Origin of the sequence: Pseudoalteromonas sp. 13-15 (assembly GCF_001468205.2) — a bacterium.
GTDB classification, from domain to species: domain Bacteria; phylum Pseudomonadota; class Gammaproteobacteria; order Enterobacterales; family Alteromonadaceae; genus Pseudoalteromonas; species Pseudoalteromonas marina.
In genome coordinates, this window is record NZ_CP019162.1 from 1,582,537 (window position 1) to 1,599,555 (window position 17,019).

Annotated in this window: 13 protein-coding genes; 3 read left to right on the top strand and 10 right to left on the bottom strand. The window is 39.6% G+C overall.

Features of this window, described 5'->3' with window-relative positions:
• Positions 1–72: 72 nt before the first annotated feature.
• The 3 genes from ATS72_RS07340 to ATS72_RS07350 all read right to left on the bottom strand — a co-directional run bounded on the left by ATS72_RS07340 (position 73) and on the right by ATS72_RS07350 (position 4,726).
• Positions 73–2,175, bottom strand: coding sequence for an SPFH domain-containing protein (locus ATS72_RS07340; RefSeq protein ID WP_058429577.1), 2,103 nt, complete (start codon positions 2,173–2,175; stop codon positions 73–75).
• Between the two features lie 62 nt (positions 2,176–2,237).
• Positions 2,238–2,873: an OB-fold-containig protein gene (locus ATS72_RS07345; RefSeq protein ID WP_235591602.1), complete on the bottom strand. Its 636-nt coding sequence runs from the start codon at positions 2,871–2,873 to the stop codon at positions 2,238–2,240.
• A gap of 365 nt (positions 2,874–3,238) precedes the next feature.
• Positions 3,239–4,726 (bottom strand): dipeptidase, encoded by a 1,488-nt coding sequence (locus ATS72_RS07350; RefSeq protein WP_058429578.1) that lies wholly within the window; start codon positions 4,724–4,726, stop codon positions 3,239–3,241.
• A gap of 170 nt (positions 4,727–4,896) precedes the next feature.
• On the opposite strand from ATS72_RS07350, the gene ATS72_RS07355 reads away from it, so the two are divergent.
• A complete protein-coding gene (locus ATS72_RS07355; protein ID WP_074210153.1) occupies positions 4,897–5,067 on the top strand; it encodes a DUF2986 domain-containing protein in 171 nt (56 codons plus the stop codon).
• A gap of 31 nt (positions 5,068–5,098) precedes the next feature.
• On the opposite strand, the gene ATS72_RS07360 is transcribed toward ATS72_RS07355, so the two are convergent.
• From ATS72_RS07360 to ATS72_RS07370, 3 genes are all read right to left on the bottom strand, one after another.
• Positions 5,099–7,228: a TonB-dependent receptor plug domain-containing protein gene (locus ATS72_RS07360; RefSeq protein WP_058429579.1), complete on the bottom strand. Its 2,130-nt coding sequence runs from the start codon at positions 7,226–7,228 to the stop codon at positions 5,099–5,101.
• A gap of 108 nt (positions 7,229–7,336) precedes the next feature.
• Positions 7,337–7,528, bottom strand: coding sequence for a helix-turn-helix transcriptional regulator (locus tag ATS72_RS07365; protein ID WP_008132333.1), 192 nt, complete (start codon positions 7,526–7,528; stop codon positions 7,337–7,339).
• Entirely contained in the window at positions 7,525–7,953 is a 429-nt protein-coding gene (locus tag ATS72_RS07370) for a hypothetical protein (RefSeq protein WP_058429580.1), read from the bottom strand. Before ATS72_RS07370 ends, ATS72_RS07365 begins: the two co-directional genes overlap by 4 nt.
• Before the next feature lie 241 nt (positions 7,954–8,194).
• On the opposite strand from ATS72_RS07370, the gene ATS72_RS07375 reads away from it, so the two are divergent.
• Together ATS72_RS07375 and ATS72_RS07380 are read left to right on the top strand one after the other, a co-directional pair.
• On the top strand, positions 8,195–10,111 hold the full coding sequence (locus tag ATS72_RS07375; protein ID WP_058429581.1) for an alpha/beta hydrolase family protein: 1,917 nt from the start codon (positions 8,195–8,197) through the stop codon (positions 10,109–10,111).
• A gap of 297 nt (positions 10,112–10,408) precedes the next feature.
• Entirely contained in the window at positions 10,409–11,611 is a 1,203-nt protein-coding gene (locus ATS72_RS07380; protein WP_058429582.1) for an MFS transporter, read from the top strand.
• A gap of 58 nt (positions 11,612–11,669) precedes the next feature.
• Here the strand turns inward: ATS72_RS07380 and ATS72_RS07385 are convergent, their stop codons facing one another.
• From ATS72_RS07385 to ATS72_RS07400, 4 genes are all read right to left on the bottom strand, one after another.
• Positions 11,670–12,716: an NAD(P)-dependent alcohol dehydrogenase gene (locus ATS72_RS07385; RefSeq protein WP_058429583.1), complete on the bottom strand. Its 1,047-nt coding sequence runs from the start codon at positions 12,714–12,716 to the stop codon at positions 11,670–11,672.
• 135 nt (positions 12,717–12,851) lie between these two features.
• A complete protein-coding gene (locus ATS72_RS07390; RefSeq protein WP_008132338.1) occupies positions 12,852–13,565 on the bottom strand; it encodes a DUF1499 domain-containing protein in 714 nt (237 codons plus the stop codon).
• 88 nt (positions 13,566–13,653) lie between these two features.
• Positions 13,654–14,994, bottom strand: coding sequence for a DUF1501 domain-containing protein (locus tag ATS72_RS07395; RefSeq protein ID WP_058429584.1), 1,341 nt, complete (start codon positions 14,992–14,994; stop codon positions 13,654–13,656).
• A 10-nt stretch (positions 14,995–15,004) separates the two neighbouring features.
• Positions 15,005–16,912, bottom strand: a complete 1,908-nt coding sequence (locus ATS72_RS07400) for a DUF1800 domain-containing protein (protein WP_058429585.1) — start codon at positions 16,910–16,912, stop codon at positions 15,005–15,007.
• Positions 16,913–17,019 lie beyond the last annotated feature (107 nt).

A 17,019-nucleotide genomic window follows, 5' to 3' on the forward strand; every position in this document is an offset into this window, starting at 1 on the left:
TCCTGCAGTATTACTTTTGTATGTGTGATCAAAAAAGCCGTAAATAAATTACGGCTATAGATTGAGAGGGAGTTAGTCTTGCGGGTCGAGTTTTATTTTCTCGTCAAGGCCGCTGCCCATATTGCTCCCTAGCATACTTAGTAATTGGCTTTTTTCAGCCGCTGTGGTGTTACTCAATTGCTTTAATAATTTACTCATATTAAGGTTTTTCATAGTTTCAGCTGAGCCGTTAGCGCCCGCTAATACTCCTTTCAAATCCTCAATTAAATTGCGATCCCCATTTAAGTGATCTTTAAATACAGTTTGTACTGTTTTGCTTTCATCTACTAAACCATCTATTGATTTACCTAAGCTTATAGCACTCATAAACTGGTTAAAGAACTGGCCATCGCCACCCATAATATTAATATCGGCATCGCCTAGCGCTTTGCTCATCACTTGAGCTTGATGCTCTGCTATGTCTTTACCTGCCTCAATTTTAGCCAGCACTAGCTCTTTTTGCTGGTTTAGTTGTAGTGTAAAGCTTTCGTAATCACGGGCATCTTGATCCATCGCATTAAGCGCTTGTAGTTTTTCTTCAAGACCTTTGGCCTCAGCAAGCATTTTACGCTCAAGGTTAATGGCTTCAACTTCACCTTGCTTCTCATTCGCATCAGCCATGGCTGTTTGTACTTGCGCTTGAGATAGCCCTATTTCACGGTTACCTTGTGCTTCTGCTTCTAATTTTTGACGAAGTACCTTGGCGTCTACTTCACCCTGCATTGCGTTTGCTTGTGCTTTAGCTGTTATAACGTCAGCTTCAGCTAAGCCCTGCGCTGCGGTTTCAACTTGTTGTGCTTGAGCAAGTATCTTTTTAGACTCTGCTTGCTGGTTAGCAATGCGCAGTTCTGCATTGGCCATTGTTTCAAGTTCACGAGCTTTAAATTCAGCGGCTTGATCTTGCGCTTTTGCAGCTTCAATATCTTTAACTAGTGCTTCTTCTGCCTCCGCTTTTGCACGGATAATAATGGCGTCTTTTTCACGCTCTGCACCGGCTATAACCTGTACATCTTTAATACGCTCTTGCTCTTCAGCTACCGATTTTTCTACTATTACGCGATCGCGCACTACATCAGCAATTTCTTTGCGTTCTACTTCAAGTGCTTTTTCTTTGTTAATACGTAAAATTTCAGTTTCTCTTTCTCGTTCAATCACTTCTATTTCACGAGAGCGTAAAACTTTCTCTTCCTCAATACCCAGTACTCGCAGTCGGTTTTGCTCTGCAATATCAAGTTCACGCTGCTTATTTTGCTCGCTAATTCCAATTGATTCTTCAGATTGAATACGCGCCTGCTCTGATTTTAAACGCTCTTCGTGGCGTACTTTTTCAGCTTCGGCGTGTTCACGCGCTTTAACGGTTTCAATTTCACGAACTTGACGCGACATTGCATCTTGCTTTTGGCGTTCTATTTCAAGTGATTTCTCAGTGGCTTCTTGGTTTTGTATTTCTACTTTTGCGCGCTCATCACATTTTAACTGATTGGTTAATACATTTTGCGCTGCCGTCATTTCGGTAATACGACGAATACCTTCTGCATCAAGAATATTTTGTGAATCAAGCTTTTCAATCGACGTTTGCTCTAGGTAATCAATGGCAACATCTTCAAGTGTATAGCCAGATAAGTCCTGCCCTATCACTTCTTTAATGTTGTCTCTAAATTCGTTTCGGTGAGTAAATAACTCAACAAAATCCATTCGCTTACCAACCGTTTTAAGTGCCTCTGAAAACTTAGCTTCAAATAATTCTTGCAGCGTTTCATGCTCTGATGCACGTGCACAACCTACTTGCTTTGCTACACGTAAAATATCGTCTTTGTTTTCATTAACACGAATATAAAACGTAATGGCGATATCGGCACGTATATTGTCTCTACAAATCAAGCCGCCTTTGTCTTTACGTTCAAGTACCATGCGCTTTGTTGAAATATCCATCACTTCCATTTTATGGATAACAGGGTAAACAATGCCACCGGTAGTGGTAACGTCTGGCTCACTTTTCATTTTATTTATAATGAGAGCTTGGCCTTGTTCCACTTTGCGATAAAACTTGCCAACAATTAACAAAATAGCAAAAATGACCGCTATCGCTATACCTACAAACGTTAATATAGGTAGTAAGTTATCTAAAAATTCCATGTTATGTCCTAACGTAATTATCGATTTATTATGTGTTATTTACAGTAAAAAACGGCGTTGTGTTACCAAGGTTTGGCAGTAACAATATAACAATGCTGCTTTTTTATATGCTCAAGTAATATTACCGTATCACCTGCGCTGAAGGGGTATTCGTCATGCGATCTAATTTCAATGAGTTGCTCAGTGCCTTGAAAATTAACTCTGCCTTGACCAAACGTTGGCGTCACCTTTCCAGTAACAACGGTGCATTCAAGACCCAATAAGTCGCTACTGCGAGAAGTTTCTACACTTGAGAAAAAGCGTTGTAATGGTTTTGAAATAATTACTGCAATTGGTAAAGCAATAATCGCGCTTACTACTAGCATCACAAAGCCAAACACATAAAATAAAACACCATCACCAAGTAGGTAAGCAAAAAACTTATGTGCATAAATACTAATTAGCCAGCTAAGCATAACCACTAAACTAATTGATACCGTAATAGGAATACTGCCAAAACCAAAGTTTGACGCTGAATGGGCGCTATTTGAGTTAGATGAACTGGGCTCTATGTCTAAATCAGATTCAAACATATCAATGTCAGCAAACCCTAATAAAGTGATCACCCAAAAAAGGATTACAACCAAAAGCAGGGCCGTGAAAATAATGGTAGGAAACGTAAGTGCTAAATTCAAAAAGTCCATATTACTGCTATCCATCTGTATTAATACATTTACACAGTATGATTTTTACCATTTTGAAGAGAGTTTGTTAAGTTTTTTATAATAATTAGCCACTGGTTTATAAAGAATTGTAAATAGCTCACCTCTATTTTAATTACCTCATTATAAACCCACTATTTGTAGGCATTTTTCAACGGTCAATTTAGCACACTTACTTTTAGATTGAAGTATTCTATCTGCACGTATGACTTTTTAACGATAACTACTATATCACTGCAAGTTACACCGATAATAATGACTACGATCAATACAATATTCGCTTCGTGGCCCAACTTTAACAGATACAAAAAAGCCGCCTTACTAGTTAAGCAAGGCGGCTTTCATATTAAAACACTGATAACTTACATATTACCTAGCTCAATCATCATTGCGGTATACATGCGTAAATTAAGCTCTAATTGCTCAAGTGTAATAAATTCATGCTCAGAGTGGCCTGTATAACGTTTACCAGGCATTGAAGGTCCAAACGATACTGCATTATCAAATAGTTTTGCGTTAGTGCCTCCGCCAATTGATACAAAATCGGCTTTTTCGTCGCCGGTAAAGTGCTTAAATATATCTAGTAGCTTTTGCGCATGCGGCGCATTGTCTAACAGCATAGGGTTACCTATCACTGTATCTATACTCTCGAGTGTAACGTTATTGTTAGCTTGCCATTGATTAACGGCTGTCTCTATTTGTTGCTTTAATACACTTTCATTTTTACCAACAGGGCGACGAGCATTAACAGCTAACGTTAGTTTATTCCCGCTGCGCTCAATGACGGTTGGGGCTACGGTCATTGGGCCCATAAAGTCATGTTTATAGGCAATATCGCCAAACTGCTTACCGTGAAGATCTAACCCTATCAGTTGATTTACAAATTTAATAAGCTGTCCATCGCTGTTGTTTTCAAGCGCTACGTCTTTAAATAACTCGCTCAAGTGTGCGATAGCATTAACGCCCGATTCTGGCTCAGATGAGTGCGCAGACATTCCTTTTATACTTATTTTTAAGCCTTTACCTTGCTCTTCAAAATTAAACTCAACATCACTAAGCGTTTTAGCTTTCGCTTTTAGTGAGTCAATTAAGCTCTCATTAGCATTATGCAGTACTAAACTTGCATCTTCTGGTATTTGGCTTTTGAAAGCACCACCAGCAAGGTCGCTTACATACACTGCTTTTTGATCTGATATGGCATTAAATGTAGGAGAAATTAAGCTCCAACCTTTTTCAGCAACCACAACCGGGTATGATGCATCAATGGTTACTGCATACTTTGGTTGCTCGTATGTTTTCATGAACTCAGTAAGTGGACCCCAATCAGACTCCTCAGCCAGATAAATCATCAGCTCAATGCGGTTATCAAGCTCTATGCCTTTATCTTTAATCGCTTTCATGGCGTAAAGCGCAGTAGCGATAGCGCCTTTGTCATCTTCGGTACCACGGCCAACTAATTTACCCGGCTCTGAGGTATCAATAATAAAGGGGTTTTGCTTCCACTTACTCGCATTAGCTGGCTGCACATCACCGTGTGTTACCACTGTTACCTTGTCTGTTTGTTTACCCATGCCAATCAGCACGGTGTAACCAAGGTCTTGGTAATCGAACCCAAGCTCTGCAGCTTTCATTTTTAATACCGATTTAAAGTTAATAAAATCTGGGTTTTGTGGTGCGGGTATTGAATCTTTATTTACTGTAGGAAAAGCAACTAAGTTAGTTAGCGTGTGTACTTGCGAATTTTGGTAGGTATTTACAGCGTAATCGGCAACATTATCAATATTTTTATGTAACTGTGCGTGCGCGCTAAACGCGAACAAAAGAGCACTGGCTAAAGCTAACTTTTTCAAAACTTATTCCATTTAATTAATAACTAAGGGCTTTAATTATAGCGCCCACACAGCATTACAAATAGCGCTTTGCGGTAATTTAACAAACTATTAAGTGTAAATATTTATATGGCGGCTTTAATATGGATAGCGGTATAATAAGCGGCTTAAAATAATTGGGGTAAATCAGTGTGAATCGTCGTAAAAAAATAGTCACAAAGTTTCAAAAGAAAGACAAACGCGCTAACGCTAAATTACACAAAAGTAATAAGCCCGCGTATATATCAAAAGCTGATCGTGAGAAGCTAGAACAACAAGCAGAACAATCAACCCAAATCGAACAAAACCAAGAGCAGCCTTAACCTGCTCTTAGTTGTAAATTATATAATCACCTTAAAATGCGACACTCATCCCTATATTAAACGAACGCCCCTGCCCTGCGAGCTGCTCAAAACCCGTGCTTTCGCCTTTTTTAAGCTGCGCAATGCTCACCCCACCAAGCGGTAGTTGATAGTACTCGTCAAATAAATTACTCACTTGTGCACTTAACGTTAAGTCGCCCCATGACGCTTTTGAACCTAAATTTACAATGTTGTAGCTATCGGTTTGGTTTTCTAATCGGTTGTTATCGACGCGTGTTTTAGCATCATTCCATTGCCACGACAGCGTATTTTCAAAGCGGCCGAGTTGATGGTTAATTGCAAGCTTAGTATGCAGTGGTTTTATTTGATAAAGCGGCTGGTTGGTATCATCTCGCTTTGCACGTGTATTAGTAATATTGGCATTTAATTGCCAATTACCGAGTGCTTTAGATTGATGAATATTAGCGGCTAAATCTAACTTAACCCCATACAATACGGCATCCGTATTAGTAAATTTAAGTATGTTACGTGCTGTGTTTTCTAAGCCAAATCGATTGAAAGACCTGACGAGGTCTGCGTCAATGTAGTCAGATGCATTGGTATACCAAATGTTAGCACTTACTTGCCAGTCGTCGTTTTGAGCCGATTTAATATAAGTAGAGCTGATTGTATGCGCGGTTTCTACTTCTAAATTTTGGTTGCCTATATAGCCATTGCCATCACCGTACCAACCAATCATGGTGGTTGCCATATTGCTCACACCCCAGCTGTATCGCTCATACAAATTAGGTGCTCTGTTTTTGCGAGCAAGACCAAACTGTAGCTCGTCAGTATGAGTAAGCTGATAATTAAGTAATACACTGATATCAACCACCGTGTCTGATTTATCGTGCTCTTTGCTATTAAAAGCAGCAGCGGCACTTGCGTTACTGGGCTGCATTGGCATGGCGCTCATAGTCATCATTGCCATACCTTCGTTATATGGCTGAACATCGTCAGCACGAGTATTTACATGCTCAACACGTATACCTGAGTTTAACCACAACTTAGTATTTATTTGGCTCTCAAATTCCGCAAATGCTGCAATACGCTTACGCTGACCATTATTTATATTAATGTAATCGTTAGGGCCCATCATGGCGGAACCTTCAACAGCAGACCACCAATCATCAATTCGGTAATCATAAAATGCTTGCCCAAGTAATAGGCTGCTATTGCTATCTAGGTTTAAACGCCATTTAATTTGAGAGCTTATATCGCGCGCATCGGTATTCATTGGCATCATGCCGGTTTTCTCAAGGCTAAAAAAACCCATTTCGTGTTTAACCTCATGCCAATTAAGTTGGGCTTCCAATTCACTGTTTTCCAATACACGCTTGTACTGGACCGTTGCGCCATAACTTGTATTATCAGTCATATCCATATACTGATTAGCAAAGCCCTGATAAGGTATTTTTTGGTGGGTTAACTTAACAACAAGCTGTTGTTTTTCGTCTCGTATTGCTGCAGAAAGCGCATGGTTTTGAACGCGATATAAGGTATCTAATACCAAGTCTCCATTTCCGTCGTCGTAACTTTTGGCATCACTAAACGCTCCTTGGTAATTAAAACTCAGGGTATTGCTCGCAATACGTGCTCCTACCCCCACTTTTCGCGCATTGTTTACGCTATTATATTGAGCAGATACATAGCCTGAGTGCCAGTTAAGCTCATTACTTTGGCTATACTGTGGTGAAATAGTATTTACGCTTATCACCCCTGCAATATTATCGCCACCGGCACTTACCGCTGATATACCCGCAATGACATGATAAGCAGTAATTTGATTAGCAGAAACATACGAAAGTGGTGGGTTCATATGATTAGCACATGCAGCGGTTACATCAGCCCCATCGACTAATACTTTTACTCTATCGCCCATCAAGCCATTTAAAATAGGCAAGTTAGACACCCCACCTGCAGCAGAAAAATCCACACCAAAATCATTTAGTAATGATTCTGCAGAGCCAAGTGCAAGATGTTTATTTTGCGAATGTCCATGAACCTCAATAACTTCTAAAGAGGCGTCGTCTGCAAAAACTACAGGAGAAAACATACTGCTTATAAATAAAGCCAAGGGAGTTAATAAAGGTGTGTTTGGAGTCGTGCTTAAATCTGCCATTTTATAATTATGCCACTGTAATAGTTGAACTAATTATAATTCGTGTAGCCATATTAAAAGCGCGACAAATTGTCGCACTTTACTCATTTTATTTTAAATACGACGGCGTTATTCATCATCAAAAATATCTTCTATTTTTAATTCAAATAACCGCGCTGCTTTAAACGCCAAAGGTAAACTGGGATCAAACTTACCTTTTTCTATTGCATTAATGGTTTGGCGCGATACATCTAATAGTTCTGCTAGTTTGGCTTGTGTTAAATTTCTTTCAGCCCTGAGTACTTTTAAGCGGTTTTTCATTCGTCGCCCTCATCACAGCTGTAGCGTTTGTTAAGTATGTAGGTACTAATTAAATAAACCGCGCCCATTAAAAACATTATGTCTGGTATGTCAGCTCGCACGTCGATAATCCCACTTAGCTGCAAATTACTATATGCAAGCCCGCCAACCACAACCGCCCCAAGCGTAAAGCCCATTGCGCTTAAATGTATTTTTTGTTGTAACTCATCAAGCCCTTGTAAATTGCGCTTATTGGCTATAATCATCGCAATACCCACTACAACATTTACGACAATAAAAAAGCCACTCACCACGTTATTATGATCCCAAATTAAAACAGGTCCAAACGAACATAGCGCCAACGACAGTAACCAGATAAGCGTCCATTTAGCTAAATTAGTGGTGTTTATTTTTTGGCGCTGTTTTAACGTTAATTGTGTTTGCATTTTTTAACCCTCTTAAAAAGTAAAGCTCACTTTACTATATTTGTACAAAAACAGTCCTGAGTCAAATAAACTTTACATAAAGATTGGTTTTAATGACATTACAATGTGTTACAAATCTCCAGTAAAATGTATCCAGCAGTACTTCTAAAAAGATAAAAATAACAATAGAATAACGTTATTAAATATTAAGTAACAAGTAGCTATGGTATTTAATAAATACTCTAAAAATTAAGGATATAAAATGTTAATTACAAGGCTTATAGTTTTATGCTTATTGTTATTAAGCTTTAACTCATATAGTAAAAATACGTTAGAAGATTTCTTTGATAAAAGCGGATACGTTCAAGTTAAAATTTCACCTAGTGGGAAATATTATTCACTCACTTACAGAGAAAATACTGAAGTAAAGCTGGTCATCCTTGAAAGAGAATCTGGAAAAACAACGGCCGCATTTGCATTTGGCGAAAATCAAAAAATACGTAATGTTACCTGGTTAAATGACGAAAGATTTATGATGTCAGTAGCTAAAACAGTTGGCTTTTTAGATACCAAAGGCGGACGCCCATATTATGTTGTTGCTAATTACGATGGTTCAAAAAGACGTGAAATTCTATTCTCAAACACGTCCGTTTTAGAAGTCATTAGCACCCTTCCAAATGATAAAGAAAACATTCTAGTCGCCAAAGGTCACTTTAATGATGACTTTGCCGTTAATGTTCATAAATTAAATATTTATAACGGAAAAATGGATTATGTAGGTGGCCAACCCAAAGACGATGTCTTTGGTATAACTACCGATATTTCGGGTAACCCTAGATTGGCATTTCATTATGAAGAAGATGAAGAGCAAGAGCTTGGCAAAGGCGATTTAAGTGTTTATTTTAAGAAAAAAGTGAACAGCGATTGGCAGTCTTTAAATCTTGCTAAACTAAGCTACGAAAAAGGAGATGCGCTAGGTTTTTTAGGTATGAACCTAGAGGGTAACGAGGCCTTCTTAATGAGTGACTCGGGCAGAAAAACTACTGCTATTTACAGCCTTAACTTTGAAAGTGAAGAACTTACACTTTTAGCGTCAAATGACAGTGTTGATATTTCAACGCCAATATTTGGCCCTAACAGAGATGTTATAGGGGCTACGTTTGACCCTGATTACCCTCAATATCAATACTTTGATGCAAAGGGTGAAAATGCAATATTTAAAGAGCTAAGTGACACATTTAAAAATTACCGATTACAATTTACAAGCCACTCAAAAGAAAAAGGTCTCTCTGTCTTTTCTGTAGAAGCAGACAATTCGCCAACTACTTTTTACTTGTACGATACTAAAAATAAAAAAGCGACTTTTATTGCCTCAAGCGCCCCTCAGATAGATAAAAAAAGCCTCTCTATGACTGAACCTTTTAAAATTAAAGCAAGAGATGGCGTTGAATTAAACGGCTATTTAACCATACCAAAAGGAGCTGCTGATAAAAACTTACCTGCAATTGTATACTTGCATGGCGGCCCACATGGACCTAGAGATTTATGGCAATACAACCCTGAAACTCAGTACATGGCTTCATTAGGTTACGCTGTGCTTCAAGTAAACTTTAGAGGGTCTGGTGGCTATGGCAGCGAATTTCAGAAGAGTGGTTATAAAAAATGGGGACGCGAAATGCAAGACGACGTCACCGATGCCACTTACTGGGCTATTAATGAAGGAATAATAGATAAAGATAAAATATGTATCTATGGTGGTAGCTACGGTGGTTACACTACGTTAATGGGCGTTATTAGGGAGCCAGACCTGTACAAGTGTGCAATTGGTTATGTGGGTGTATATTCAATTCCAGAAATGAAAGAAAGCGGCGATATCCCCACCAGAGAGTCAGGTCGAAAGTATTTAGACATGGTTCATGGTACCGACATGGAAGATATGCAAGCTCGCTCTCCTTCATTTAATGTTGATAAAATCAAAGCTAAGCTGTTTATTGCCCATGGCGAGGACGATGTAAGGGTTCCTATGGAACAATATGAAGCATTAACATCAGCGCTTGATAAAATAGGCTATCCATATGAGTCAATGGTGAGAGACGAAGGGCATGGGTTTCATCAACCTAAAAACATCTCTGATTTCTACACAAAAATGGCTGAATTTTTTGCAGAGAGCCTAAAATAATACGCCAATAAAATTGTGCCAGCATAAATGCTGGCACTTTCATCCGCTCCATTAAAAAACAATTTTACTTAGCTTCCACTGTTTTTAATAGCATCCAAAAGTTATGCCCACCAGTATTAAATAATATAAATCGTATTTATTTAACTCTATCTAATGACTTAGCCTACCGCTTCACTTAAACTAATTGCCTCAAGTTTTTCTATATTCATTTCATAAATTTTTGCATTTATAACCCATAGTGCTTTTTTGCTCTGGCGTTACTTTTTTATATTTAAACATCTAATTCAAAGGGGGTTTATGAAACCTGATGTTACATCTATACCCAATCAGCTAAATAAAACGGCTATTTTAATTGTGCTGGCGTTAGGCACCTTTATTTTAGGTTTATCTGAATTTTCGATGATGCCAATGTTGCGCCTTATAAGCGAAACATTTGGTACTACACCTTCTCAAAGTGGTTATGCTATAAGCGCTTATGCTATGGGCGTAGTGGTTGGTGCACCTGTGTTAATGCTTTCAACGGCTAATATGCGAAAACGAAAAGCACTGCTGATTTTTTTAAGTTTAATGTGTGTATCAAATGGGCTTAGTGCATTGGCTACGTCGTTAGAGCAGTTAATCATATTTAGGTTTTTGAGTGGATTGCCTCATGGCGCTTATTTTGGTGCAGCCATTTTGCTTGCATCTGATATTGCGCCGCAAGGTAAACGAGCCAGCTTTATGTCAAAAGTATTTATGGGATTAACCATTGCAACTATTGTTGGTGTGCCCGTTGTAACATTGGTAGGCCAAAACTTAAGTTGGCGTTACTGTTTAGCTGGTGCCGCAGCGATTGCTTTTGTTGCATTTATTTTAGTTTATAAAGTCGTGCCCAACATAGACAACGCTAAACCCTCTAACTTATTAAACGAGTTTGGTGTGCTCAAAAACAAGCTCGTATGGTCAATTCTAGGCATTGTTATTATTGGCTTTGGTGGTGTTTTTTGTATTTATACCTACATTGCTGACACCATTTTAGATGTAACAAATACAGCGCCTTATACTATCTCAGTGGCAATGGTAATGTTTGGCATTGGCTGTACACTGGGTAATTACGTTTTAGGAAAAGCTGCAGACAAGTCGGCAATAAAAACAACAGGCTTTGCGCTTGTATGCACTATTATTTTTGCATTTGCTTATGTTTCGGCAAGTTATAATATTTGGGTGCTTTATGCGGTTATTTTTTTCATCGGTTGTAGTGTCGGTTTAGCGACATTAATTCAAAGCCTACTCATGGATGTAGCACCTGAAGGCCACGCGATGATAGGCGCATTAGTTCAATGTGCATTTAATACAGCAAACGCAATTGGCCCGTGGGTAGGTGGAATCGCGATTGCCAAAGGGGCTGCGCCAAATCAAACTGGCTATGTCGCTGCGGCATTATTTTTAGGTGGCTTAGGAATGTGGTTGCTGAGCTATTTACAACTTAATAAGTCACCCAATTTAAACACAGTTAATTAATCACAACACAAAAAGAGCGACCGATAAGCCGCTCTTTTACTTTCATATCAATAAATTTTTACGAATCTAACGACGCCATATCAATGACAAAACGATAACGTACATCTGAATTTTCCATACGTTCGTATGCGGTGTTAATTTCGTCAATGTTAATCATTTCACACTCAGGCAATACATTGTTTTCACCACAAAAATCGAGCATTTGCTGAGTTTCTGCTATACCACCTATAAGTGAACCTGCAACCTGACGTCGTCCCATTAATAATGGCACTGTATTTAACTCTTCAACAGGCCCTACTTGACCAACAATAATTAATGCTCCATCTATGTCTAATAGCGGTGTATAAATTGATAGGTCGTGCTTAACTGGCACTGTATCAATGATCACATCAAATGCTGACTGCGATTCTTTCATTTCGTCATCATTTGTTGAAACTAAGTAATGCTGGGCACCAAGTTTAACAGCATCTTCTTTTTTAGATTCGCTTCGGCCAACAACAGTTACCTCAGCACCCATTGCTACGGCATTTTTTACCGCCATATGACCTAAGCCACCCAGGCCTACAACTGCAACACGGCTGCCTTTTTTAACGCCCCATTTATGTAGTGGAGAATACGTAGTAATACCTGCACATAACAACGGTGCTACGCGTGAGAGATCTAAATTCTGTGGTATTGAAAGTACAAACTCTTCACGAACTACAACATGCTTAGAATACCCGCCTTGGGTCATTTCTCCGGTTTCTCTGTCTTTACCGGCATAAGTGCCAACCATGCCCTCACGGCAAAATTGCTCTTCATTATTGCCGCACTGATCGCAGCTTTTACACGAATCAACCATACAGCCTACGCCAACGGTATCACCTTGTTTGTATTTTTTAACATCGCTACCAACCGACTTAACTTTGCCAACAATTTCATGGCCTGGCACGAGTGGGTATTTTACACCGCCCCAATCGTTTCTAACGGCGTGTAAATCTGAATGGCACACTCCGCAGTATAATATTTCAATTTCTACATCGTTATTTCGTAAATCGCGGCGTTCAAACTCAAACTCTGTAAGCTCAGACCCTTGGCTTTTTGCTGCATATCCTACTGTTTTCATCATAACTCCATAGTTGTTTAAAAATTTAAAACGCATTGAGTATGTACTTTGAGGAGTGAATACAAACTGAAAAGCAGCCACAAAAAAGCCCAAATATTATTTGGGCTCAATCACATACTAATAATTAAGGTAGTGTTACTTAGTAAGCTCTGCGTTAATTTCGTCAATTAAAGTATTAATGCGCTCGGCATTTTTACCTAAATCGCTGCGACCAACACGTGATTTACTTCTTATATCAACAAAGCGCTCAGTACCTTCATCAACAATACGAACAACAACATCGTCTTTAAAGCCAAACCACGTTGTGGTGTCTGTTGCTTCTATTAAACCAAGTGATTTATTAGCGCTTACCAATTCCCAGCCTAAATTTTTAATTGCTTGCTCGGTTGCTGCAATTAAATCACTTTGCGACTGTGCAAAGTTAAGGGTTGTTAGTTCTGGGTAAGCTTTACGTTGTTGTACCGCGGTTTCTTCCCCTGCGTATTCAACTGGATTTGGTGCGTCAGCGCGAAGTGGTGCAATAGCAACAAATTTAGGCGGGTTAACCAAGTCGGTTGAAATATCATGAATTGGCGGCACATTTTTGGCTTTATTCATCATGTTAAGCGGCATAGCAATAGCAACCACAGAAAATACTACAGCAACGATAGCACTACCAAATGAAGCGGTTTTACGCATAAATATTAACTGTACTAGCAGTAAAACAAGTGCTGCACCACCCACATACACGCCGTATCTAAAGCCTGTAAAAGCAAGGCCTAAATCAACCACGCCAAACTTGTATAAAGGGCCTGGTAATACAACCAGTAAAAAGGCGATTAAACTCACCAAGCTGACTAAAATCTTCATTCTTGTGCTCCATTTTGTGTGTAATTGTTATTTTGTAAACAGCACTTATACTGCGCGTGCTTGATTATGGTTTACCATTAGCAACTAATTACATAAAAAAGTCCAATGTTGTGCGATCAAAGTTAGTCAGATTAGGAAAGATATCGCTCAATTCAGATGATGGAACGCCAAACCATTGCGCCAATGAGGCAAAGTATTGCTCATTTGCCACGCTTGGGATGAGCCTGCCACTGCCAACGTCTTGTGGGCCGTCTAAATGCTGCGTTAAAAATTCACCATAGATATCGCCTCCTTTAACCGCTCCTCCCATTACTAGTTGATTGCCAGCCCAACCATGATCGGTGCCATCACCATTTGAGGTCAGCGTTCTACCAAAGTCCGACATCGTAAAGGTCGTTACTTTGTCTGCCATATTTAGCTCTTGCATTGCGCTATTAAATTCGCTCAAGCTTTGCGCTAATGAGTTTAACAAAAGCGGGTGGGTTTCTAATTGGTTGTCGTGGGTGTCAAACCCGCCCATTGAAACAAAAAACACTTGGCGCTGTGTTGCTAAAGTAGACTGCACACTAATTGCTTTTGCCACTGCGGCCAATTGCTGAGAAACACTAGAATCGCTGAATGGTGTTATCAGCTCTGGGGCAGTCTCTAACGCATTGTTCATAGTTTGAGTATTGTTAATAGCCGAATTAAAGCTTTTTGCATAAGCATCACTAAGTGGATGATTAGTATTGCCCATTATACGATTCATAATGTTAGTTACATGGTCTGTGCGTGGTTGATAATCGCCAAATGCATTTATACGACTAATCCCACTTTTATTTAGTGCAAACGCTTTTGTTTGGCTGCCTGTTTGCCACAGATTAGTTCCATCTAACGACACATTGGCAGCAAACTGATCCTGCTGATTTAAACGCTCTAACAAACGTGCTCCCCAACCACTGTTCAGCGACTGTTTTTCACGGCCATACATCCAAGATGCTTGCTGATCATTATGAGAAAATAAGTGCTTAGGTAACACCACTGCATTATTTTTGTAATCGTTGTAAGTTGTTGGCGCAAGCAAGGTACCCACCCCACCAACAAACGCTAAATTAGATTCATTAAAAACACGTTGAATAGGCGACAATGATGGATGCAACCCTACACCACCTGCAAACTGGGTTGCAGTATTTAAGGTAATTGGCGATGCAACCGCTAAATTTTGTCGGCTTTGTTCGTACAAACTGCGCTGCTCACCTTCAAGGGGTACCAACATGTTGAGTGAATCGTTACCGCCGTATAAAAAAATGCATACTAGTGCTTTGTAGTCGCCTAGTTCAACTGCATTAACAGAGCCTGTAAGCGCTTGTAGTTGCAAACTAGTCAGTGCGGCTGCCGATGCACCGCCTTTTAAACATAACGACAAAAATTGCCTTCTATTAATGCTCATTATGTCTCTCCTAATACTGCAAATTAAATTCAGGTGAAATAGCAATCATATAAAGTAAATACGATACCCGTTCGCGATATTGATCGTCATCAAAATAAGCATCTAGATCTAATAATGCTTGGCGTGTGTCACTACTCATAGAGCCTGCAAAATACAGTACGTTGTATTGATCGAGTAAGTAGTTAACCCCATTGCTTTGCAAGGTATTCATATCGTTAATGATGTAAACATAAATACCGCTTGGATTTAAATCGGTGTGCGCCTCTGCAGTACTCCACACCAAATCGGCAAAATGTTCGTTCATGGTACCTATAAGCGTTGCATCGCCGGCTATTTGTAGCTCAGGAGCCACTAATGAATTTGTTCGCAACTGAGCAGGCTGGTAGTCAGGTCTAAAAAAGTTAAACACCGAACTCGACTGCATAGGCCCTTGCCCATATCGGTCAACTAAATTCCATGTTTTGTAATAACCTTCGGGTGACCTTGCGTTTAGGTTTCGCCAAAATTGGACTGTTTTAAGAAGCGGTTCTTTTATTTTACCTTGGTAGCTTAATACACTGCCATAATGACGAGCTTCATCATCTAAATATATAGCTTTTACTACTGCTGCTAGATCACCCCGTACGCCTTCGCCATTATCATTAAACACACTGGCAATTCGCTCTACATATTGCGGTGTAGGGTTTGATGTAATTAGTCGTTGTATTAACTGCTTACTGATAAAAGGCGCTACATTTTGATGGTTAAATAAATTATCAAGCGCTAGTTGTAACGACTCTTGCGCACCATACCCTTGGGGAATAATGTCGCCGTTTAATAACGTTTTTTGCTTTTGTGAATGGTACTCTTCAAATGCTTGCATAGGCGCAACATAATCACGACTTTTGCGCTTAAATGTTTCACTGCCTGCAAATGTCCACCCTGTAAATACACGAGCAAACCCTTCTATTTCTGCTTGGCCATACGTTGCAATAGTATTACCGTTAGCGTCTAATTTAGCGGTACCGTCTTGGTTTAGCTCATCAAGCCCGATAGTAAATAACTGCATAACCTCACGGGCATAGTTTTCATCGGGGCGAATATTAAGTGCATCATCGGCCTTTTCGTTACCCAAATGGCTAAGATAAGTGCCCATGATTGGCGATAAAGTTACCGCCTCAAGTAAATCACGAAAATTACCAAATGCATGCGTTAGCAGTAAATCGTAATATGTCACCATGCCTTCTGGCTGAGAGCGTAAATCGTTATTGAGATCAGACACTACAAGTATTTCACTCAGCGCAAAGGCCACGCGCTGGCGTAGTTGATCGTCGCTTTGCATTACGGCTTTCCACCACGCGTCTATTCGGCTTATATACCTAAAATCTTCATCGTCATTAGTAAACACCATATAGTCACGATGATAGTTAATGGGCAATGCCAGTTGGGCATCAAGCCATTGCAGCTCACTTTGACCTTGCGCGTTTTGTATTTCTACAAGCGTTGGCCCCATGCTTCCTTGATGCAACAACCGAGCTGCAGAAAATGCATCCATGCTATTGCGGGCAAAAAAATTGACCGTTTTAACGGTAGTGGCCCCTTCGTTATCGGTCGCGGTAACATTAAACGCATACTCTGAAGGCGTGTAAGTTAGTGCATCAGCCAATTTAACGCTAACTGAGCTTGCGTTTACTGGCTCACTTAACACCGTAGGCCCCGAAGTTTGTTGCCAAATTACACTTGCGATGCTGCCGTCAGCATCGCTGGCTGTTGCTTTTAGCTCAATAGTTTGGCTTTTTATGATATCACTGGGTAAGCCCGACAGGGTTAAAGAAGGAAGTTTGTTACCATTAACGGTTGGGGTATCATCTGAGCCAGAACCACCGCAGGCACTAAGAAAAAAGACTGAGCTTACTATCAAAACTAATTTATAATGCATGTTAAATCGCCATGATATTTTGGTTTAAGTAAGCAATTGCCTACTTAGTTTAATGCATTAATTGAAACACAAAATTTACATTTTTTCCTTTTATTTTTTGTAATCGA

What these genes read in the sequence shown, in the direction of transcription:
- ATS72_RS07370 (WP_058429580.1), bottom strand. Translation starts at nt 7,953, where the DNA reads ATGCAAACACAATTAACGTTAAAACAGCGCCAAAAAATAAACACCACT.
- ATS72_RS07390 (WP_008132338.1), bottom strand. Translation starts at nt 13,565, where the DNA reads ATGAAGATTTTAGTCAGCTTGGTGAGTTTAATCGCCTTTTTACTGGTT.
- ATS72_RS07380 (WP_058429582.1), top strand. Translation starts at nt 10,409, where the DNA reads ATGAAACCTGATGTTACATCTATACCCAATCAGCTAAATAAAACGGCT.
- ATS72_RS07395 (WP_058429584.1), bottom strand. Translation starts at nt 14,994, where the DNA reads ATGAGCATTAATAGAAGGCAATTTTTGTCGTTATGTTTAAAAGGCGGT.
- ATS72_RS07385 (WP_058429583.1), bottom strand. Translation starts at nt 12,716, where the DNA reads ATGAAAACAGTAGGATATGCAGCAAAAAGCCAAGGGTCTGAGCTTACA.
- ATS72_RS07365 (WP_008132333.1), bottom strand. Translation starts at nt 7,528, where the DNA reads ATGAAAAACCGCTTAAAAGTACTCAGGGCTGAAAGAAATTTAACACAA.
- ATS72_RS07375 (WP_058429581.1), top strand. Translation starts at nt 8,195, where the DNA reads ATGTTAATTACAAGGCTTATAGTTTTATGCTTATTGTTATTAAGCTTT.
- ATS72_RS07400 (WP_058429585.1), bottom strand. Translation starts at nt 16,912, where the DNA reads ATGCATTATAAATTAGTTTTGATAGTAAGCTCAGTCTTTTTTCTTAGT.
- ATS72_RS07340 (WP_058429577.1), bottom strand. Translation starts at nt 2,175, where the DNA reads ATGGAATTTTTAGATAACTTACTACCTATATTAACGTTTGTAGGTATA.
- ATS72_RS07345 (WP_235591602.1), bottom strand. Translation starts at nt 2,873, where the DNA reads ATGGATAGCAGTAATATGGACTTTTTGAATTTAGCACTTACGTTTCCT.
- ATS72_RS07360 (WP_058429579.1), bottom strand. Translation starts at nt 7,228, where the DNA reads ATGGCAGATTTAAGCACGACTCCAAACACACCTTTATTAACTCCCTTG.